The following is a 16,287-nucleotide window of genomic DNA, read 5'->3' on the forward strand; positions in this document are numbered from 1 at the left end:
GGAGTCGAGCTGGTCCCACCACCAGGCGATGGCGGGAACGGGCAGCGGGTCCGGGCTGTCGTCCGACGGGACCGGTTTCCACCACTCCGTGCCGGCGGCGGTCCCGTACGGGTCCTGGTAGCGGGCGCAGTCCGAGGCCCAGTCCAGGTGCCCGCGGACGAAGTGGCCCAGCGCCACCAGATAGCAGCGCAGCTCCACTCCGGCCCGGGGCCAGATCTGCTCGCGTAAGCGCAGGAAGAGCGTCATGACGCGGTCGCGCATCGCCATGGCCTCTTCCTGGGCGCGGGCGGGCTCCCAGCCCCGCTCCTGGGCGAGGACGTCGATCAGGTTGAGGTTGTCGCCGGCACGCTGGATCTCCTTGTTCCGTGAGTAGAAGTCGTTGTCCCAGGCGACGAGCGTCCAGGTCATCTCGGTGAGGGCCCGGACCTCGGGCCGGTCCAGGTCGCGGTCGTCGAGCTCGTAGCCTCCGGCGATGTCCATCAGGGCCGTGGAGGGCGCCATGCCGATGGCCCGCATCCACATGGCGGCGTAGTCGTTCACGGACGGCAGGGCCCGGTCGCGGCGGCAGGCGGCCTCCCACACCAGGCCGGTCAGGTAGGTGCGCATGCCTTCGGTCCAGCGGCGCAGCTGGGCCGGTGTCGCGTATCCGGCCAGCTCCAGGCGGACGGTCCGCAGCGCCGCGGCGTGGGGCGAGTCGTCCGGCCACGTGGGCAGCGGTGCTTCCAGGACGCGCATGATGCGGGAGGTCGTGTGCGCCAGGCCGTGGGCGGTGGCGGTCGCCTCGTCGCACAGGGCGTCGTCGAGGGAGAACAGCACGGCGTGGAGTTTGGCCACGACGGTGAGCGGTCCGGGCCGGCCGTAGGGCATGGTCCGGGCCGTGAGGCCGCCGAAGTCGCACCGTGCGAGGCGCTGCCGCTGGTGGGCGGAGGTGTCGAGCTGCTGCTGGAGCATCCAGTCGATCGAGGTGCGGTCGATCTCCCGCATGCACGGATGAACCGCCGGCGCTATCGGGCAGTAGAAGGGCACGATCTCCAAGGGCTGTACTGCAATGCGATCTCGCACGCCCGTCACGGCGCCTCCCCAAGCCGGCTCGCAGCGTTCCTGTCCACTTTTGCGCGGTACCTGCCCATGGTGGACCGGGGATAACCCGCGGCGCATACCCGGTCACACCTTTCCAGCGCGGGATGCACGGCTCACTTCGGACCGTTTCTGACCGGACCCGACTAAAGGGGCTTTTCCGATGAGTGGCGGCAGTGGAATATTGCACCTCGATGTCGGAGTTTTTTTCCATGATCCTCCGATGTTCGAAAACGCAAGGGTTGGCCGGAATACCGCTCATACGTAGGGCGGACGAGTGATCGATGATCTACGGCACCGGTGACGGTTCGGGCCCAGGGAGGCACGCCATGACGATGCGACCGCCGGAGGGCCCGTACGCCCGGCTGCTGACCCGGCCCTGGCCGCGGGCGGCCGCAGCAGTGGTGGCGGGGGCGCTGCCCGCGCTCACTTTTCCCACGCCTTCGCTGTGGTGGCTGGCCTACGCGGCCCTCGTGCCCTGGCTGTCGCTGATCCGCACGGCGCCGGGCGCGCGGCGGGCGGCGCTCGACGGCTGGCTCGGCGGTGGCGGATTCCTGCTGGCCGTGCACCATTGGCTGCTGCCGAGTCTGCACGTCTTCATCCTCGTGCTGGCGGCGCTGCTGGGGCTGCTGTGGGCGCCGTGGGGCGTGCTGGTGCAGCGACTGCTGAGCGGTTCCCCGGGGCCCGTGCGCGCCGCAGTGGCCTTTCTCGCCATTCCTTCCGGATGGTTGATGGTCGAACTTGCCCGTTCATGGGAGTATTTGGGCGGCCCATGGGGGCTGTTCGGGGCGAGCCAGTGGCAGGTGGCACCCGCCCTGAAGCTCGCTTCTGTGGGCGGGATCTGGCTGGTTAGTTTCCTCCTGGTGGCCCTCAACACCGCGATTTCCACGGTCATTTGGGCTTCTCGCGCGCGTATCACCGGACTAGTCGGTCTGGTGGCCGTTACAGCGGTCGTGGCCGGGGTGTGGAGGTGGGCGCCTTCGCCGCGCACCGCGGGAACTGTCCGGATCGCACTCGTGCAGCCGGGGGTCGTCGACGGGACGGGCAGCGTCCAGCGCCGGTTCGAGCGCGAGGAGGAGCTCACCCGGGGGCTGGCCGGGCAGCGGGTGGACCTCGCCGTGTGGGGCGAGAGCGGCGTCGGGGGCGACCTCACGGAACACCCCGACCTCCGCGACCGGCTCACGGCGCTGTCCCGCACGGTGGGCGCGGACCTGCTGGTCAACGTGGACGCGCGCCGCTCGGACCGGCGCGGCATCTTCAAGAGCTCGGTGCTCGTCGGCCCCGGCGGGCCGACCGGGGACCGCTACGACAAGATGCGGCTCGTGCCGTTCGGGGAGTACGTGCCGGCGCGCTCGCTGCTGGGCTGGGCCACCTCCGTGGGCAAGGCGGCGGGCGAGGACCGCAAGCGCGGCGACCACCAGGTGGTGATGCGGCTGCCGGCGTCCCCCGCCGCGCCGCGGGGCCTGCGGGTCGGCCCGCTGGTGTGCTTCGAGTCTGCGTTCCCCGACATGAGCCGGCAACTGGCGCGCGACGGCGCCCAGGTGATCGTCGCGCAGTCCTCCACGTCGACGTTCCAGAACGGCTGGGCCCCGCGGCAGCACGCCTCACTTGCAGCGCTGCGGGCCGCCGAGACCTGGCGGCCGGTGGTGCACGCGACGCTGACCGGAGTGAGCACGGTGGCGGACCCGCGGGGCAAGGCGGTCGGCCCGCCGCTCGGCACGGACCGCAGCACGGCCGTCGTCCGCGAGGTGCCGCTGGCCGGTGGCACCAGCCCCTACGTGCGGTACGGGGACTGGGTCGTCCTGGCCTCCGTGGCGATGCTGGCCGGCACGTGCGCCGCCGGAGGCTGCGCAGCGGTCCGACGGAGGGTCAGGAAGCCTGCTCCAGAGCGGCCCTGACGACGCGTTCACAGAGCTCGTGGGTGCGCAGCGCGTCCTCGGCGTCCAGGTGCTTGCCCGCCCGTACGGCGTCGAGGAAGGCGAGGACGGCCTGCTCGATGCCGCGCTGGCGGGCGACGGGCACCCAGTCGCCGCGGCGGCGGATGCTGGGCTGCCCCTTGTGGTCGATCACCTCGGCGAGGTTGACCACCTGCCGCTTGGTGTCCTGCCCGGCGACCTCCAGGACCTCCTCGGCGGAGCCGCTCATCCGGTTCATGGTGCCGATGGCCGTGAAGCCGTCGCCGGAGAGCTGGAGCACGACGTGGTGCAGGAGGCCGTCGCGGACCCGGGCCCGGACGTCCACGTGGTCGACGGCGCCGGGGACGAGGAAGCGGAGGGTGTCGACGACGTGGATGAAGTCGTCGAGCACCAGCGTGCGCGGGTCCTCGGGGAGCCCGATGCGGTTCTTCTGCATCAGGATCAGGTCGCGCGGGTGGTCGAGGCACTGGGTGTAGCAGGGTGCGTAGCGGCGGTTGAAGCCGACGGCCAGGCTCACCCCCCGGTCGCGGGCGAGCTCGACGAGCCGCTCGCTCGTGGCGAGGTCGTAGGCCAGGGGCTTGTCGACGTAGACCGGGACGTCCGCTTCGAGGAGGCGGGTGACGAGCCCGGGGTGGGCGGCGGTCGCCGCGTGGACGAAGGCCGCGTCGAGGCCGGCCGCGAGCAGGGAGTCCAGCTCGGTGTGGCACTGCGCGTCCGGGATGCGGTGGATGCCGGCGACGCGCTGGACGGTGGCGGCGGTGCGGGTGTGGAGGTGGAGTTCGACCCCGGGCTGAGCGGCGAGTACCGGAAGGTACGCCTTCTGCGCGATGTCCCCGAGCCCGATGCAGCCGACCTTCACAGCGCCTCCCTGGTACGTGCCTTCGTTTGGGAAGCATACGGGTGTACGGGAGGGTGCCAGTCCGCTATGCCGTCGTGACTGCGGAGGACGACGCGCGGGCCGCAGAGGTCGGCGACGGCGAGAGCGGCCGCGCGCAGGGCCACGGCCGGCGGGGCGGAGAGGGAGGCCAGCCGGCTGATCCGGGCGGAGCGGCGGACGACCTCCGTGGTCCGCGGGAGGCGCTGGGCGGTGTAGGCGCTCAGGGCGTCGTCGAGGCCGGCTGCGCCTGCGGCGAGGAGGAGGCCGAGGACGGCGCCGTCCTCGACGGCCTGGCAGCCGCCCTGGCCGAGGTTGGGGGTCATGGGGTGGGCGGCGTCGCCGAGGAGAACGACCCGTCCGCGGTGATGGGCGGGCAGGGGGGTCGTGGCGTGGTGGACGTCGTTGCGCAGGACGGCGGCGGGGTCGGCGGCGGCGAGGATCGCGGGGACGGGGTGGTGCCAGCCGCCGAAGCGGCGGCGCAGCTCGTTCAGTTCGCCGTCGGGCGACCGGCCCCCGGCGGGGGCGTTGGCCTGGGCATAGGCGTAGACGCGGCCGTCGTGCAGCGGGACCGTGCCCCAGACCGAGCCGCGCCCCCAGGTCTCGTGGGCGGGGAAGGGCCCGGCGGGGCGGGGGACGACGACGCGCCAGACGGTGAACCCGGCGTAGACGGGGCCGGGGTGGCCGGGGAAGAGGAGGGTCCGGGTGGCCGAGCGAATGCCGTCGGCCGCCACGACGAGGTCGGCTTCGAGCTCTCCGCCGGGGGTGGTGACGCGGGCGGGGCGGCCGGGGCCGCCCGGGTCGGCGAGGGCGGCGGGGCTGCCGGTGCGGACGCTGCCCTCGGGGAGGTGGGAAGCGAGGACGGCGACGAGGTCGGCGCGGTGGGCCACGATGACCGGGCCGCCGAAGCGCCGGGCCGCCGCCTCGTTGCTCGTACGGGAGAGCCACCGGCCGCCGGGCAGCCTCAGCCCGCCGTCAGCCTGCCAGCCGGACAGGGCACGGACGGCCTCGCCGGCACCGAAGGTGTCGAGGGCGCGCAGGGCATTGGCGGCGAGGGCGATGCCGGCGCCCACGGGTTCGAGTGCGGCGGCGCGTTCGAGGACGGTGACGTCCCATCCCTGGTGGTGCAGGGCGGCAGCGGCGGTGAGACCGCCGATTCCGCCGCCGATGACGACGGCGCGGGGTGCGGGCATGGTCATTCCCTTCAGCCACTACGGGTGTAGTGCCTTCAGGCTACTACGGATGTAGTTACGCGCACTACCTCTGTAGTGCGAGCGGTAGGTTGGGGACCATGCCCGCCGAGAACCCCTCCCCTCCCGTCCCTGCCGGCGCCTCCGCCCCCGCCGGACGCTCTGCCGAGGCACCCGCGCCCCGTACCGTGCTCATCGCCGACGCCGCCCTCGCCCTGATCGCCGAGCGCGGCATGCGCGGGCTGACGCACCGGGCGGTGGACGAGGCGGCGGGGCTGCCACCCGGATCGACCTCCAACCACGCCCGCACCCGCCTCGCGCTCCTGGAGCTGACGGTGCGACAGCTCGCCCGGCGGGATGCGGAGATCCTCACCCCGGCGGAGTTCCCCGGCCCGGCGGAGGGGCTCGGCGCACTGGCGGACGCGATCGCGGCCGTGCTGCACCGGCTCCTGGTCCACCGGCGGGAGCACACCGTCGCGCGCTTCGAGCTCGCGCTGGAGGCATCGCGGCGGCCGGAGCTGCGGGCGATCTACGACGCCTCGGGGCAGGGATTCCGGGATCTGATGGCGGAGCTGATGGCGGCGGCCGGGTCCGCCGAGCCGGAACGGCACGCACTGTCGCTCGGCGCGTGGTCCGACGGCTTGCTGTTCACCTGCACCGCGGGCCCGTACCACGACCGGGTGCCCACCAGGCAGGAGCTGAGGGCGAGCGTCGGTGAGCTGTTGCGCGGCATGCTCGCGGAGAGCGCCGGGGGCGGGAAAACCCGTGGCGGGGCGGGCGGATGGGCAGGAGGATGACCGCCATGGTCACCACTGAACGCCCCGAACCCCCCACCATCGCCGACGAGCGCACCGCCCTGGAGAGCTGGCTCGACTTCCACCGCGCCACGCTGGCCCTGAAGTGCGCGGGCCTGGACGAAGCGCAGCTGCGCGAGGCGTCCGCACCACCGTCCCCGATGAGCCTCATGGGTCTCGTCCGGCACATGGCCGAGGTCGAGCGCGCCTGGTTCCGCCGGTGCCTGGCCCGCGAGGAGGCCGGGCCGATCTACTACTCCGACGAGGACCTGGACCGGGACATGGAGGTCACGGAGGCGGACAGCTGGGAGGAGGCCTACGCCACCTGGCAGGCGGAGATCGCCGCGGCCCGGGAGGCGGCGCGCGGGCGCTCGCTGGACGACCGCGGCTTCGCCCCGCACCGCAACAAGGAGTTCGACCTCCGGTGGATCTACATCCACATGATCGAGGAGTACGCGCGCCACAACGGCCACGCCGACCTCATCCGCGAGCGGATCGACGGGGCGACCGGGGCCTGAGCCCTACGGACACATGATCGCGCGTCACCCGTGCGGGGAATTCCCAACGCGGGCGGCCGCAGAGCAGAGTTGAGCGAGTGCATCGACTGCCTGCAGCGACGGTCATGGCGGCGGTGGCGATGGCGGCCGCCGGGTGCGTGTCCGTCTCCCAGCCGCCCGCCTCCCACTCACCGCCCCGCCCCCCGGGCCACTCCCGGCCGGGCGACCCCGCGCCGGGCCGGGCCCGCGAGGGCCTGATCACCATCGGCCCGGACGGCGCGGGCGGCCCGCAGAGCCCCGGGCAGGAGCCGGCAGCCGCCACGCCCGGGGGCGCCCCGGGGCCCGAGGGCGCGATCGCCCCCTCCGGCGGCTTCCGGCTCCGCGGCGACGGAGGCCCGCCGGGGACCTTCGGCTTCGGTGATCCCCCGGGCCCGTCCCGCGACGGAGCGGAGCCGTCGCGCTCCGCCGGCTCCCCGTGGCTCCCGCACCCGCCCCGGAGGGCGGGCCGCTCCTGGGCCTCGCCGGACCGGCCCGCCTCCCCGGACTTCAGCCCCTCGTTCCCGCAGAGCGAGGTGCCCGCTCCCGCTCCGCCGCCGGAGCAGCAGCACACCGCCGATTCCCCGCCCGCGTCCGCATCCCGGCAGGAAGCCCCGCCGCCCGCGCAGGCGCCACCCCCGGCACCCGCGCCCGCGCCCCGTGCCCGGACCAACCCCCGTAACAACAACGTCTGCGCCATGGGCCGGCAGCACGGGCGCTGGCAGCAGGGCGGCGACGCCTCCCGGATCTGCGACTCGGTGTACGGGCACTGACGCGCCGCCGCCGTGCGGCCGGGGCGGGTGGGCACGCTGCCCGCCCGCGGGCCCCGGCCGGGATCCGGTCAGAGCGCCGGCACGGCCGCCAGGTCCGGGATCCGCCAGTCGATCGGCTCGTGGCCCTGGGCCGCGACGGCCTCGTTGATCTGGCTGAACGGGCGGCTGCCGAAGAACTTCTTGGCCGACAGCGGCGAGGGGTGGGCGCCCTTGACGACGACGTGCCGGGACTCGTCGATCAGCGGCAGCTTCTTCTGGGCGTAGTTGCCCCAGAGCACGAAGACGGCCGGGTCGGGCCGGGAGGCCACGGCGCGGATGACCGCGTCGGTGAACTTCTCCCAGCCCTTGCCCTTGTGGGAGTTGGGCTCCCCGCCGCGGACCGTCAGCACGGCGTTGAGCAGCAGGACGCCCTGCTCGGCCCACGGCTGGAGGTAGCCGTTGTCCGGGACGTCGTAGCCGAGCTCCTCGCGCATCTCCTTGTAGATGTTCCGCAGGGAGGGCGGGGTCTTCACGCCCGGCCGGACCGAGAAGCACAGGCCGTGGCCCTGGCCCGCGCCGTGATACGGGTCCTGGCCGAGGATGAGGACCTTCACCTGCTCGTACGGCGTGGCCTCCAGGGCTGCGAAGACCTCCCCGCGCGGCGGGTACACCGGTGCCTTCGTGCGCTCCTCCTCCACGAAGTCGGTGAGCTCCTTGAAGTAGGGCTTGTCCAGCTCCTCGGCGAGGACACCGTGCCAGGACTGGGGCAGCACGTCGGTGACGGTCACGTCAACAACCTCCGGGGTTCGTTCCGTTCTCGTCGGAGAACTTACCGGTGACCACTGACAACGACCGATCCGAGACCCCCTGCCCGCCCCTCGTCCCTGTCCGCTACGGCCTGGTGCCGCTCAGAAACCCGCGTTGAGGAAGATCCCGCCGTCCACGACGAGGGTCTGCCCGGTGATCCACGCGGCGGCGTCCGAGAGCAGGAACGCGGCCGCTCCCCCGATGTCCTCGGGGACCCCGAGACGGCCGAGCGGGTACGAGGCCACGACCTCCTCCTCGCGTCCCTCGTAGAGGGCGGCGGCAAACTTGGTCTTGACGACGGCAGGGGCGATGGAGTTGACGCGCACCCCCGGGGCGAACTCGTGAGCGAGCTGGAGCGTGAGGTTGACCATCGCCGCCTTGCTCATGCCGTACGCCCCGACGAACGGGGAGGCGGAGATCCCGGCGACCGACGCGATGTTGACCACCGCCCCGCCATTGTCCTTCTGCCAGGCCCGCCAGGTCTGCTGGGCGAATCCGAGGGCGGAGATCACGTTGGTCTCGAAGACCTTGCGGGCGACGCCCAGGTCGAGCTCGGCCATGGGGCCGAAGACGGGGTTCGTCCCGGCGTTGTTGACCAGGTAGTCGATCCGGCCGAACTCCTCCATGGCGTGCTCGACGGCGGCGGCCTGGTGGGCCTCGTCGTGGGCCTTGCCCGCGATGCCGATCGCCCGGCCCGCGCCGAGCGACGCCACGGCCTCCTTGAGGGTGTCCTCGTTGCGGCCGGTGATCACGACGCGGTCGCCGCGGGCGACCAGCGCCCGGGCGATGCCGTAGCCGATGCCGCGGCTGGCCCCGGTGACGAGGGCGACCTTGCCGGTGTCCTGCCGACCGGCCTGCTCCTGCTGCTGTGCAGTCATCTCCGTGCTTCCTGTCAGTTGAGCGGTCCGCCGGCCACGTACAGGACCTGGCCCGAGACGAAGCCCGCCTGCTCGCCGGTGAAGAAGGCGACGGCGTTGGCGATGTCCTCGGGCTCGCCCACGCGCTGCACCGGGATCTGGGTCGCCGCGGCCGCCTTGAAGTCCTCGAAGCCCATGCCGAGGCGCTCCGCGGTGGCGGCCGTCATGTCGGTGGCGATGAATCCCGGGGCGACGGAGTTGGCCGTGATGCCGAACTTGCCGAGCTCCTTGGCGAGGGACTTCGTGAAGCCCTGCACGCCGGCCTTGGCCGCGGCGTAGTTGGCCTGGCCGCGGTTGCCCAGGGCGGAGCTGCTGGAGAGGTTGACGATGCGGCCGAAGCCCGCGTCCACCATGTGCTTCTGGCAGGCGCGCGACATCAGGAACGCGCCCCGCAGGTGCACGTTCATGACGGTGTCCCAGTCGCTCTCGTCCATCTTGAACAGCAGGTTGTCACGGGTGACGCCCGCGTTGTTGACGAGGATGAGCGGCGCGCCCAGCCCGGCGGCGATCCGGGTGACGGCGGCGTCCACCTGCGCGGCGTCGGTGACGTCGCAGCCGACGGCGAGCGCCCTGCCGCCCGCCGCGGTGATCTGCTCGACGGTGCCCGCGCAGGCCGCCTCGTCGAGGTCGAGGACGGCGACGGCGCGGCCTTCCTGCGCGAGGCGCACGGCGGTCGCGGCGCCGATGCCGCGGGCCGCGCCCGTGACGACGGCCACGCGCTGCTCGGGCTTGGGCATACGGGGTTCTCCTCACCTCGAAGGCGGCCCGCCCGTCCGGCCTCCGCGGCCGGACAGGTGAGCAACCGCTTAGTAGCTTCGGCGGATCAGACGCTAGAAGCCCCGCCACCCGCTGTCAACGCCTTCCCGCGCCGCCCCGGAGCTCACCTCACCAGCAGGTCCAGCAGCCGCTCCGGCTCGGCCGCCGGATCCGCCGTCAGGCCGGCGTGTACGGGGCCGGGCTGGACGATCGTGCTGCGGGGGGCGATCAGCCAGCGGAAGCGGCGGCCGGGGTCGTCCCCGGCGGCCTGGCCGGCCCGCTCCCCGCCGAGGCACACGCCTTCGACGGCGCCGAGCGCGGCCCGTACGCCCGCCACGTCCGCGGCCGGGTCGAGGGCCAGCAGCCGCGCCTCGTCGAGGTGGACGCGGGCGGCCACGTACCCCTTCGCCTGGCAGTAGACGACGACCCCGGCGTTGATCTGCTCACCGCGCTCGACGCGGGGGACGACCCGCAGCAGTGCGTACTCGAAGACATCGCGTCCGTTGTGGCGCCCGGTCACTTCCCGGCCCTTCCGTCGAGCCTGACACGCACCCACTCCGGCGCCTGCGAGGGCTTGTCCTTGCTGCGTTCACCGACCGTGATCCGGTCGCCGATGCTCCGCGCCCGCTCCAGCAGCACCTCGACGTAGGCCCGGCGCACCGCGTCGGGGCCGTCGAAGCCCGGCTCGTCCGCGAGCCACTCGTCGGGCACGTCGGCGGCGACCGCGGTGAGCAGGTCCTCGGTGACGCGCGGCGCGAGCTCGGCCGCGGCCGCGGCGAGGTCCGGGCCGAAGGTCGCGAGGACGTGGTCGGAGGCGTCGTAGGGCTTGCCCGCGGCGGCGGCCGCGCCCGGCCAGTTGTGGTGCCAGATCATGGTGGCGCCGTGGTCGATGAGCCACAGCTCGCCGTGCCACACGAGCAGGTTCGGGTTGCGCCAGGAGCGGTCGACGTTGTTGATGAGCGCGTCGAACCAGACCACGCGGCCGGCCTCGGCCGCGGAGAGCTCGAAGGCGAGCGGGTCGAAACCGAGGGCGCCGGGCAGGAAGTCCATGGCGAGGTTGAGCCCGCCACTGGCCTTCAGCAGCCCCTGCACCTCCTGGTCCGGCTCGCAGCGGCCGATGACCGGGTCGAGCTGGATGCGGGCCAGGTCCGGGACGCGCAGGCCGAGCGCGCGGCCCAGCTGCCCGCAGATGACCTCGGCGACCAGCGTCTTGCGGCCCTGGCCGGCACCGGTGAACTTCATGACGTACGTACCCAGGTCGTCGGCCTCGACGATGCCGGGGAGCGAGCCGCCCTCACGCAAGGGCGTGACGTATCGGACGGCTGTGACTTCGGGGAGCATTGCCCCAGGCTACTGCGGGGCTCCGGCGCGCCTTCGAACGCGGGTCGCCGTGGTGTGAACGCGGGCGGCTCCGGCCCCGTACGTCTCTCTGAACCGGCACGATCCGATCTGTATCTGCACGACCAGAGGAGCGCACATGAACCACGTGTCACGGGCCGCGTCCTGCGCGTCTGCCGTATCCACCACACCTCAAGCGCCGCGCGGCTCGACCCGCCGCAGCGTCGTCGCGGCCGCCGGGACCGCCGGTCTCGTCACCCTGCTCGCCGCGTGCGGCGGAGGGGACGACGGCGGGAGCGGCAAGGCGAAGGACGATACGGGCAGGACCGGGGACACCGGCGGCAGCACGACCGGGAGCGCGGACGCGGGCAAGGGGGGCGGGGAGATCGCCAAGGCCGCGGACATCCCGGAGGGCGGCGGCAAGGTCTTCCCCGACCGGAAGGTCGTGGTGACCCAGCCGGCGAAGGGCGAGTTCAAGGCCTTCTCCGCGGTCTGCACGCACCAGGGCTGCCTCGTCAGGGACGTCTCCGGCGGCACCATCAACTGCCCGTGCCACGGCAGCAAATTCGCCGTCGCGGACGGGAGCGTCAAGGGCGGCCCGGCGAAGAAGGGGCTCCCCGAGCAGCAGGTCTCGGTGCACGACGGGTCCCTGCACCTGGGGTGAGGCCGGGCGTCAGCCGCGCCGGGGCGCGCTCCCGCTCCGCCAGCCGCGCAGGACGGCCCCGGCCGTGGTGACGGTGGCGACGAGCGCCAGGGTGTGGCTGACCATGGCCGCGGTGTAGTCCGCGGGCACGCCGGCGATGGCGTCGGCGGGGACGACGGCCGTGTAGCCGAGGTTGACGGCGTCGAAGACGGTGTTGGGGACGGCCACGTTGGCCGAGACGCCGGTGACGACGAGGGTGCGGCAGCCGAGGTTGCGCAGCAGGGGGTCCAGGCCGGTGCCCGCCAGAGGCGAGAGCCCGTGCAGCCGCCGGACGACGAGGTCGCCGTCGCCGACCGGGATCGGATCGGCGACGCGCACCGCGCGGGTGCCGGCCAGCTGCTGCACGGGCAGCCGCTCGGCGGCGCGGAAGAGCCGGGCGTTGCGGCTGGCGCCGCGGCCGTCGGGGCGGCGCTCGGCGACGGCGTGCACGACCTGGACACCGGCGTCGTGGGCGCCCGCGACCAGGCGGGCGATCGTGACGAGGGCACCGGAGGCGCGTGCGGCGGCGGCGAGCTCGGGCAGGGCGCTGCCGGGGCCGACGACGCCGTACTGGCACTCGACGGTGAGCAGCACGGTCGTCGCGGGGTCGAGGCACTCGGCGGGCGGGGCGGCCGGGTCGGGCGGCGGCATGGCGTTTCCTCCCTCCTGGGGCGGGGCCGGGCCGGGCCGGCCGGGCCGCGTGAGGGTAGCGGGCCTTGCGCCGGCGGGGAAGGGGCCCCACACTTTCTGACACTCAATCAGGTAGTCGGGTGCGGGGAGGGCGCGGTCATGGCCACCAGCCAGCGGCGGGGCCGCCGGATCATGATGACGGAGGCGGAGCTGGACGCGTTCCTCGCCGGGCAGCGCACCTGCCGGGTGGCGACGGTGGGGCGCGACGGGCGGCCGCACCTCAGCGCGCTGTGGTTCGTCTGGGACGGGTCGGCGGTGTGGCTGTACTCGATCGTGCGCAGCCGCCGCTGGGCGGAGCTGCGGCGCGACGCGCGGATCGCCGTACTGGTGGACGACGGACGCGAGTACGGGGAGCTGCGGGGCGCGGAACTGTCCGGCACGGCCGCCTTCATCGGCGAGGCCCCGCGCACGGGCGCCCCCTGCCCGGAGCTCACCGCGCCGGAGGCGCTCTTCACCGCCAAGTACTTCGGCGGCCTGCCCGCGATGCCCCACGACGGCCGCCACGCGTGGCTCCGCCTGACGCCGGACGCGGTCGTGACCTGGGACTTCCGCAAGTTGGGGGACGGCCGCCCGCCAGGGTGAGGGATGACGAGGGCTACGGTCAGCCCGCCACTTTTCCGCCGGCCGTCCGCAGTGCCTCGACCGCGGCGCGGATGGAGGGGCGCCGGTCCGCGTCGGCGCGCCAGATCGCGTAGACGTGGCGGCGCACGGTGTGCCGTACGGGCACGACGCGCACCCCGTCCGGCACGGGCCCGCGGCCCAGCCGCGGCGCGACGGCGACGCCGAGCCCGGCGGCGATCAGGGCGAGCTGGGTGTGGTGCTCCTCGGCCATGTGGGAGATGCGGGGCTCTATGCCCTTGCCGCGCAGGGTGAGCATCAGCCAGTCGTGGCAGAACTCGCCCCGGGGCCAGGAGACCCAGTCGTCGTCGGCGAACTCCTCCAGGTCGACGTCCTCGCGGCCGGCCAGCGGATGGTCCGCCGGCATGGCGACATCGGCGGTGTCGTCGAGGATCGGGGCCTTGGCCAGGCCGTCCGGCAGGGGCAGCGGCTTGTTGTACCAGTCGAGGACGACGGCGACGTCGATGTCGCCGCGGACGACCCGGGGCACGGCCTCGTCCGGCTCCATCTCCTCCAGCCGGGCCCGCAGCTGGGGGTGGGCCGCGCGCAGCTCGGCGAGGGCGGCCGGGAAGAGGCCGCGGGCGGCCGTGGGGAAGGCGCCGAGGAGCAGCTCGCCGACGGCCTGCCCGCGCTGCGCCTCCAGGTCGGCCTGGGCCAGCTCGACCTGCGAGAGGATCCGCGAGGCGTGGTCGGCGAGCAGCCGGCCGGCGTCGGTGAGCCGCACGCCGCGCCCCTGTTTGGCGAGGAGCTGCTGCCCGGTCTCCCGCTCCAGCTTGGCGAGCTGCTGCGAGACGGCGGACGTCGTCACGTGCAGCCCGTCCGCCGCGGCGCTGACGGAGCCGTGGCGGGCGACGGCGTTGAGTGTGCGCAGGCGCTCCAAGTTCAACATATAAGCAACCCTACGCGATAAACCCCACTTAAATTTACTTGTTCTAAGGCGTACAGGCGGTCATTCTTACGACCATGCGCACCACGGCAACCTCCGGCTCCACCGCCCCACCGGGTCTCCCCGTCCGCCCGCTCCCCACGTCGGGCACCTCGTACCGTCAGCCGCAGCGGGGCCGGCCCGCGGTGGACTGGAGGATCCGCTTCGGTGCGCTCGCCCTCATCTGGGGCTGCAGCTTCCTGTTCATCAAGCTCGGCACGGACGGCTTCCCGCCGCTGTACGTCTCCTTCGGCCGCATGTTCTTCGGCGCGGCGGTGCTCGTGGCGACGCTGGCCGTCAAGCGGGAGCGCCTGCCGCGCGCCGCCCGCACCTGGGGCCACCTGGCCGTCGCGGCCTTCCTGCTCAACGCCCTGCCGTTCACCCTCTTCGCCTACGCCGAACTGCGCATCCCCTCCACGCTCGCCGGGATCTGCAACGCCACGACCCCGCTGTGGGGCATGGTCCTGTCGCTCGTGGCCCTCTCCGAGGACCGGCCGACGCGGCGCCGGTTCGCGGGGCTGGCGATCGGCTTCGCCGGCGTGCTGACCGTGCTCGGCGCCTGGCAGGGCTTCTCCGGCCAGGACGCGGCGGGCACGGTGATGGCCCTCATCGCCTCCGCCAGCTACGCGGTGGGCTGGATCTACGTCCGGCGCACGCTGGCCGACTCGGGCGACTCCAACCTCTCCAAGTCCGGCGCGCAGCTGCTGCTGGGCACGGCCCAGCTGGCGGTGGTCGCCCCGCTGTTCGCACCGCTGCCGTCCTCCTTCCCCGCCGTGCCGCTGCTGGCCGTCTTCGCTCTCGGGGCGCTGGGCACGGGCCTGGCCTTCCTCGTGCAGTACGGGCTGGTGGCCGAGGTCGGTCCCACGACGGCGACCATGACCACGTACCTGATACCGGTCGTGGCGACCGTCGCCGGCGTGGCCCTCCTGGGCGAGGAGCTCAGCTGGAACACCCCCGTCGGCGCGGTCATCGTGCTGGCGGGTGCCGCCCTCACCCAGAGCAAGGCGGGGACCAGGGCCGGAAAGAAGTGACCGTGCCTCCCTGCGGGGGGGGCATGCCGGTTGAGGGGCTGTCAGTCGTAGCGCCCCGCGGCCGAGGGACGGGTCGCGGCCGCCAGGGCGTCCGCGACCTCTTCTGCTTCCTCCGCGGCCAGGCCCGAGACGGTCAGCCGCACCGCGGGAGGCGACGCGAGCCGGAACCGGGCCCCCGGCGCGACCGCCCAGCCCGCGTGCAGCAGCCGCGCCACCGCCGCCGTCTCGTCGGGCACGGGCAGCCACACGTTCATCCCGCTGCGCCCGTGCGCCTCGATCCCCCGCGCGCGCAGGGCCGCGACGAGCGGGTCGCGGCGCCGCCCGTACGCGGCGGCCACCTCCGACGCATCCACCGCGCCGCTGCGCCACAGGTGGACGACGGCGTCCTGGAGGATGTGGCTCACCCAGCCGGGGCCGAGGCGCTGCCGGCCGCGGACCCGGTCCACGGTGACGGCGTCGCCCGCGAGCACCGCGAGCCGCAGGTCAGGGCCGTACGCCTTGGCGACGGAGCGGACGACCACCCAGTGGTCGGTGCACCCCGTGAGGGTGTGCAGGGGAAGGTCGACGATTCCGTGGCCGTGGTCGTCCTCGACGAGCAGCGCCCCGGGGTGGCCGGAGAGCACGGCGCGCAGCTCGCGCGCCCGGGCCGCGCTCACCACCGCCCCCGTGGGGTTCTGCGCCCGCGCGGTGACGATCATGGCCCGGGCGCCCTCCCGCAGCACGCGGTCCGCCGCCTCGGGCAGCGGGCCGTCGTCGTCGACGGGCACGGGGACGGCTCGCAGCCCGAGGGCCGGGACGAGGTCGAGGACGGCGCCCCAGCCCGGGTCCTCGACCGCGACGGCGTCGCCCGGCCGCAGGTGTACGGCGAGGACGCGCTCGATGGCGTCGAGCGCGCCGGAGGTGACGGCGAGCGGGCCGCCGGGCACTCCGTCCGCGGTGAAGGCGGCCCGGGCGAACCGCTCCAGCTCCGTGTCGACGGCGGGCGCTCCGTAGAGCGCGGGGGCCTCCGCGGCGCGGGCCGCGGCGGCGGCGAGCGCCGCGCCGAGCGGGGGCAGCAGGGCCGGGTCGGGATTGCCCGCTGAGACGTCCCGCACGCCCTCGGGGACCTCGACGTGGATGAGCTCACGGGCCGTACTGGCCGGGCGGTGGCGCACGCGGCTCCCCCGGCGGCCGGCCGTCTCGATCACCCCGCGCTCGCGCAGCGTGCGGTAAGCGGCGGCGACCGTATTGGGATTGACGCCCAACTCGACCGCCAACTCCCGCATGGGCGGCAGCAGTTCGCCGGGAGCCAGCTTGCCGGCACCCACGGCACTTTCGACGCTCGCGGAGATCTCAGCTGCGCGGCGACCCTCGATCCGATACTCTCCTAGCACAAAGAAGATTATGC

The 16,287-nt window shown here is 73.9% G+C and carries 17 protein-coding genes and 1 pseudogene; 7 read left to right on the forward strand and 11 right to left on the reverse strand.

Annotated elements, in window-relative coordinates; genetic code table 11:
• Positions 1–258: 258 nt before the first annotated feature.
• A pseudogene (locus tag PS271_RS02460) lies at positions 259–1,158 on the reverse strand (terpene synthase family protein); the annotation flags it as partial.
• Positions 1,159–1,412: 254 nt separating this feature from the next.
• Here PS271_RS02460 and lnt point away from each other — a divergent pair.
• Positions 1,413–2,975: an apolipoprotein N-acyltransferase gene (gene lnt, locus PS271_RS02465; protein WP_398386635.1), complete on the forward strand. Its 1,563-nt coding sequence runs from the start codon at positions 1,413–1,415 to the stop codon at positions 2,973–2,975.
• Here lnt and PS271_RS02470 read toward each other — a convergent pair.
• A complete protein-coding gene (locus tag PS271_RS02470) occupies positions 2,947–3,852 on the reverse strand; it encodes a Gfo/Idh/MocA family protein (RefSeq protein ID WP_398379677.1) in 906 nt (301 codons plus the stop codon). The two genes, lnt and PS271_RS02470, sit on opposite strands and share 29 nt — an antisense overlap.
• Complete coding sequence (locus tag PS271_RS02475) at positions 3,849–5,060, reverse strand: FAD-dependent monooxygenase (protein WP_398379678.1); 1,212 nt, start codon at positions 5,058–5,060, stop codon at positions 3,849–3,851. The genes PS271_RS02470 and PS271_RS02475 overlap by 4 nt, the downstream gene beginning before the upstream one ends.
• 98 nt (positions 5,061–5,158) lie before the next feature.
• On the opposite strand from PS271_RS02475, the gene PS271_RS02480 reads away from it, so the two are divergent.
• The 3 genes from PS271_RS02480 to PS271_RS02490 all read left to right on the forward strand — a co-directional run bounded on the left by PS271_RS02480 (position 5,159) and on the right by PS271_RS02490 (position 7,157).
• Entirely contained in the window at positions 5,159–5,854 is a 696-nt protein-coding gene (locus PS271_RS02480) for a TetR/AcrR family transcriptional regulator (protein ID WP_398379680.1), read from the forward strand.
• Positions 5,855–5,859: 5 nt separating this feature from the next.
• Positions 5,860–6,369, forward strand: a complete 510-nt coding sequence (locus PS271_RS02485) for a DinB family protein (protein WP_398379681.1) — start codon at positions 5,860–5,862, stop codon at positions 6,367–6,369.
• A 77-nt stretch (positions 6,370–6,446) separates the two neighbouring features.
• On the forward strand, positions 6,447–7,157 hold the full coding sequence (locus PS271_RS02490) for a hypothetical protein (RefSeq protein ID WP_398379682.1): 711 nt from the start codon (positions 6,447–6,449) through the stop codon (positions 7,155–7,157).
• A 68-nt stretch (positions 7,158–7,225) separates the two neighbouring features.
• Here the strand turns inward: PS271_RS02490 and PS271_RS02495 are convergent, their stop codons facing one another.
• From PS271_RS02495 to PS271_RS02515, 5 genes are all read right to left on the reverse strand, one after another.
• Entirely contained in the window at positions 7,226–7,924 is a 699-nt protein-coding gene (locus PS271_RS02495) for a uracil-DNA glycosylase (RefSeq protein WP_398379684.1), read from the reverse strand.
• A gap of 120 nt (positions 7,925–8,044) precedes the next feature.
• On the reverse strand, positions 8,045–8,821 hold the full coding sequence (locus PS271_RS02500) for an SDR family oxidoreductase (protein WP_398379685.1): 777 nt from the start codon (positions 8,819–8,821) through the stop codon (positions 8,045–8,047).
• 14 nt (positions 8,822–8,835) lie between these two features.
• Positions 8,836–9,597 (reverse strand): 3-oxoacyl-ACP reductase FabG, encoded by a 762-nt coding sequence (gene fabG, locus PS271_RS02505; RefSeq protein ID WP_356289566.1) that lies wholly within the window; start codon positions 9,595–9,597, stop codon positions 8,836–8,838.
• A 143-nt stretch (positions 9,598–9,740) separates the two neighbouring features.
• The gene (locus tag PS271_RS02510; RefSeq protein ID WP_120758402.1) at positions 9,741–10,136 is read right to left on the reverse strand and encodes a DUF3037 domain-containing protein; all 396 of its coding nucleotides are present in this window, start codon (positions 10,134–10,136) and stop codon (positions 9,741–9,743) included.
• Positions 10,133–10,957, reverse strand: coding sequence for a HipA family kinase (locus PS271_RS02515; RefSeq protein ID WP_398379688.1), 825 nt, complete (start codon positions 10,955–10,957; stop codon positions 10,133–10,135). The genes PS271_RS02510 and PS271_RS02515 overlap by 4 nt, the downstream gene beginning before the upstream one ends.
• A 136-nt stretch (positions 10,958–11,093) precedes the next feature.
• Here PS271_RS02515 and PS271_RS02520 point away from each other — a divergent pair, with 136 nt between their 5' ends.
• Entirely contained in the window at positions 11,094–11,618 is a 525-nt protein-coding gene (locus PS271_RS02520) for a Rieske (2Fe-2S) protein (RefSeq protein WP_398379690.1), read from the forward strand.
• Positions 11,619–11,627: 9 nt separating this feature from the next.
• Here PS271_RS02520 and PS271_RS02525 read toward each other — a convergent pair whose 3' ends face one another.
• Positions 11,628–12,287, reverse strand: coding sequence for a cysteine hydrolase family protein (locus PS271_RS02525; protein ID WP_398379692.1), 660 nt, complete (start codon positions 12,285–12,287; stop codon positions 11,628–11,630).
• 138 nt (positions 12,288–12,425) lie between these two features.
• On the opposite strand from PS271_RS02525, the gene PS271_RS02530 reads away from it, so the two are divergent.
• Positions 12,426–12,908 carry a pyridoxamine 5'-phosphate oxidase family protein gene (locus PS271_RS02530; RefSeq protein ID WP_398379693.1) on the forward strand — a complete coding sequence of 161 codons (483 nt, stop codon included), beginning with the start codon at positions 12,426–12,428 and terminating at the stop codon, positions 12,906–12,908.
• A 19-nt stretch (positions 12,909–12,927) separates the two neighbouring features.
• Here PS271_RS02530 and PS271_RS02535 read toward each other — a convergent pair whose 3' ends face one another.
• Positions 12,928–13,833: a LysR family transcriptional regulator gene (locus tag PS271_RS02535; RefSeq protein ID WP_398379695.1), complete on the reverse strand. Its 906-nt coding sequence runs from the start codon at positions 13,831–13,833 to the stop codon at positions 12,928–12,930.
• A gap of 74 nt (positions 13,834–13,907) precedes the next feature.
• Here PS271_RS02535 and PS271_RS02540 point away from each other — a divergent pair, with 74 nt between their 5' ends.
• Positions 13,908–14,900 (forward strand): DMT family transporter, encoded by a 993-nt coding sequence (locus PS271_RS02540; RefSeq protein WP_398379697.1) that lies wholly within the window; start codon positions 13,908–13,910, stop codon positions 14,898–14,900.
• Between the two features lie 41 nt (positions 14,901–14,941).
• Here the strand turns inward: PS271_RS02540 and PS271_RS02545 are convergent, their stop codons facing one another.
• Positions 14,942–16,273 (reverse strand): aminotransferase class I/II-fold pyridoxal phosphate-dependent enzyme, encoded by a 1,332-nt coding sequence (locus PS271_RS02545; protein ID WP_398379699.1) that lies wholly within the window; start codon positions 16,271–16,273, stop codon positions 14,942–14,944.
• Positions 16,274–16,287: the final 14 nt, after the last annotated feature.

It is taken from the genome of Streptomyces sp. SCA2-17 (assembly GCF_044336695.1).

Bases quoted from the DNA above. Each gene is read 5' to 3' on its own strand.
- PS271_RS02475 (WP_398379678.1), bottom strand. From the start codon at position 5,060: ATGCCCGCACCCCGCGCCGTCGTCATCGGCGGCGGAATCGGCGGTCTC.
- PS271_RS02520 (WP_398379690.1), top strand. From the start codon at position 11,094: ATGAACCACGTGTCACGGGCCGCGTCCTGCGCGTCTGCCGTATCCACC.
- PS271_RS02525 (WP_398379692.1), bottom strand. From the start codon at position 12,287: ATGCCGCCGCCCGACCCGGCCGCCCCGCCCGCCGAGTGCCTCGACCCC.
- lnt (WP_398386635.1), top strand. From the start codon at position 1,413: ATGCGACCGCCGGAGGGCCCGTACGCCCGGCTGCTGACCCGGCCCTGG.
- fabG (WP_356289566.1), bottom strand. From the start codon at position 9,597: ATGCCCAAGCCCGAGCAGCGCGTGGCCGTCGTCACGGGCGCGGCCCGC.
- PS271_RS02480 (WP_398379680.1), top strand. From the start codon at position 5,159: ATGCCCGCCGAGAACCCCTCCCCTCCCGTCCCTGCCGGCGCCTCCGCC.
- PS271_RS02515 (WP_398379688.1), bottom strand. From the start codon at position 10,957: ATGCTCCCCGAAGTCACAGCCGTCCGATACGTCACGCCCTTGCGTGAG.
- PS271_RS02485 (WP_398379681.1), top strand. From the start codon at position 5,860: ATGGTCACCACTGAACGCCCCGAACCCCCCACCATCGCCGACGAGCGC.
- PS271_RS02535 (WP_398379695.1), bottom strand. From the start codon at position 13,833: ATGTTGAACTTGGAGCGCCTGCGCACACTCAACGCCGTCGCCCGCCAC.
- PS271_RS02500 (WP_398379685.1), bottom strand. From the start codon at position 8,821: ATGACTGCACAGCAGCAGGAGCAGGCCGGTCGGCAGGACACCGGCAAG.
- PS271_RS02530 (WP_398379693.1), top strand. From the start codon at position 12,426: ATGGCCACCAGCCAGCGGCGGGGCCGCCGGATCATGATGACGGAGGCG.
- PS271_RS02540 (WP_398379697.1), top strand. From the start codon at position 13,908: ATGCGCACCACGGCAACCTCCGGCTCCACCGCCCCACCGGGTCTCCCC.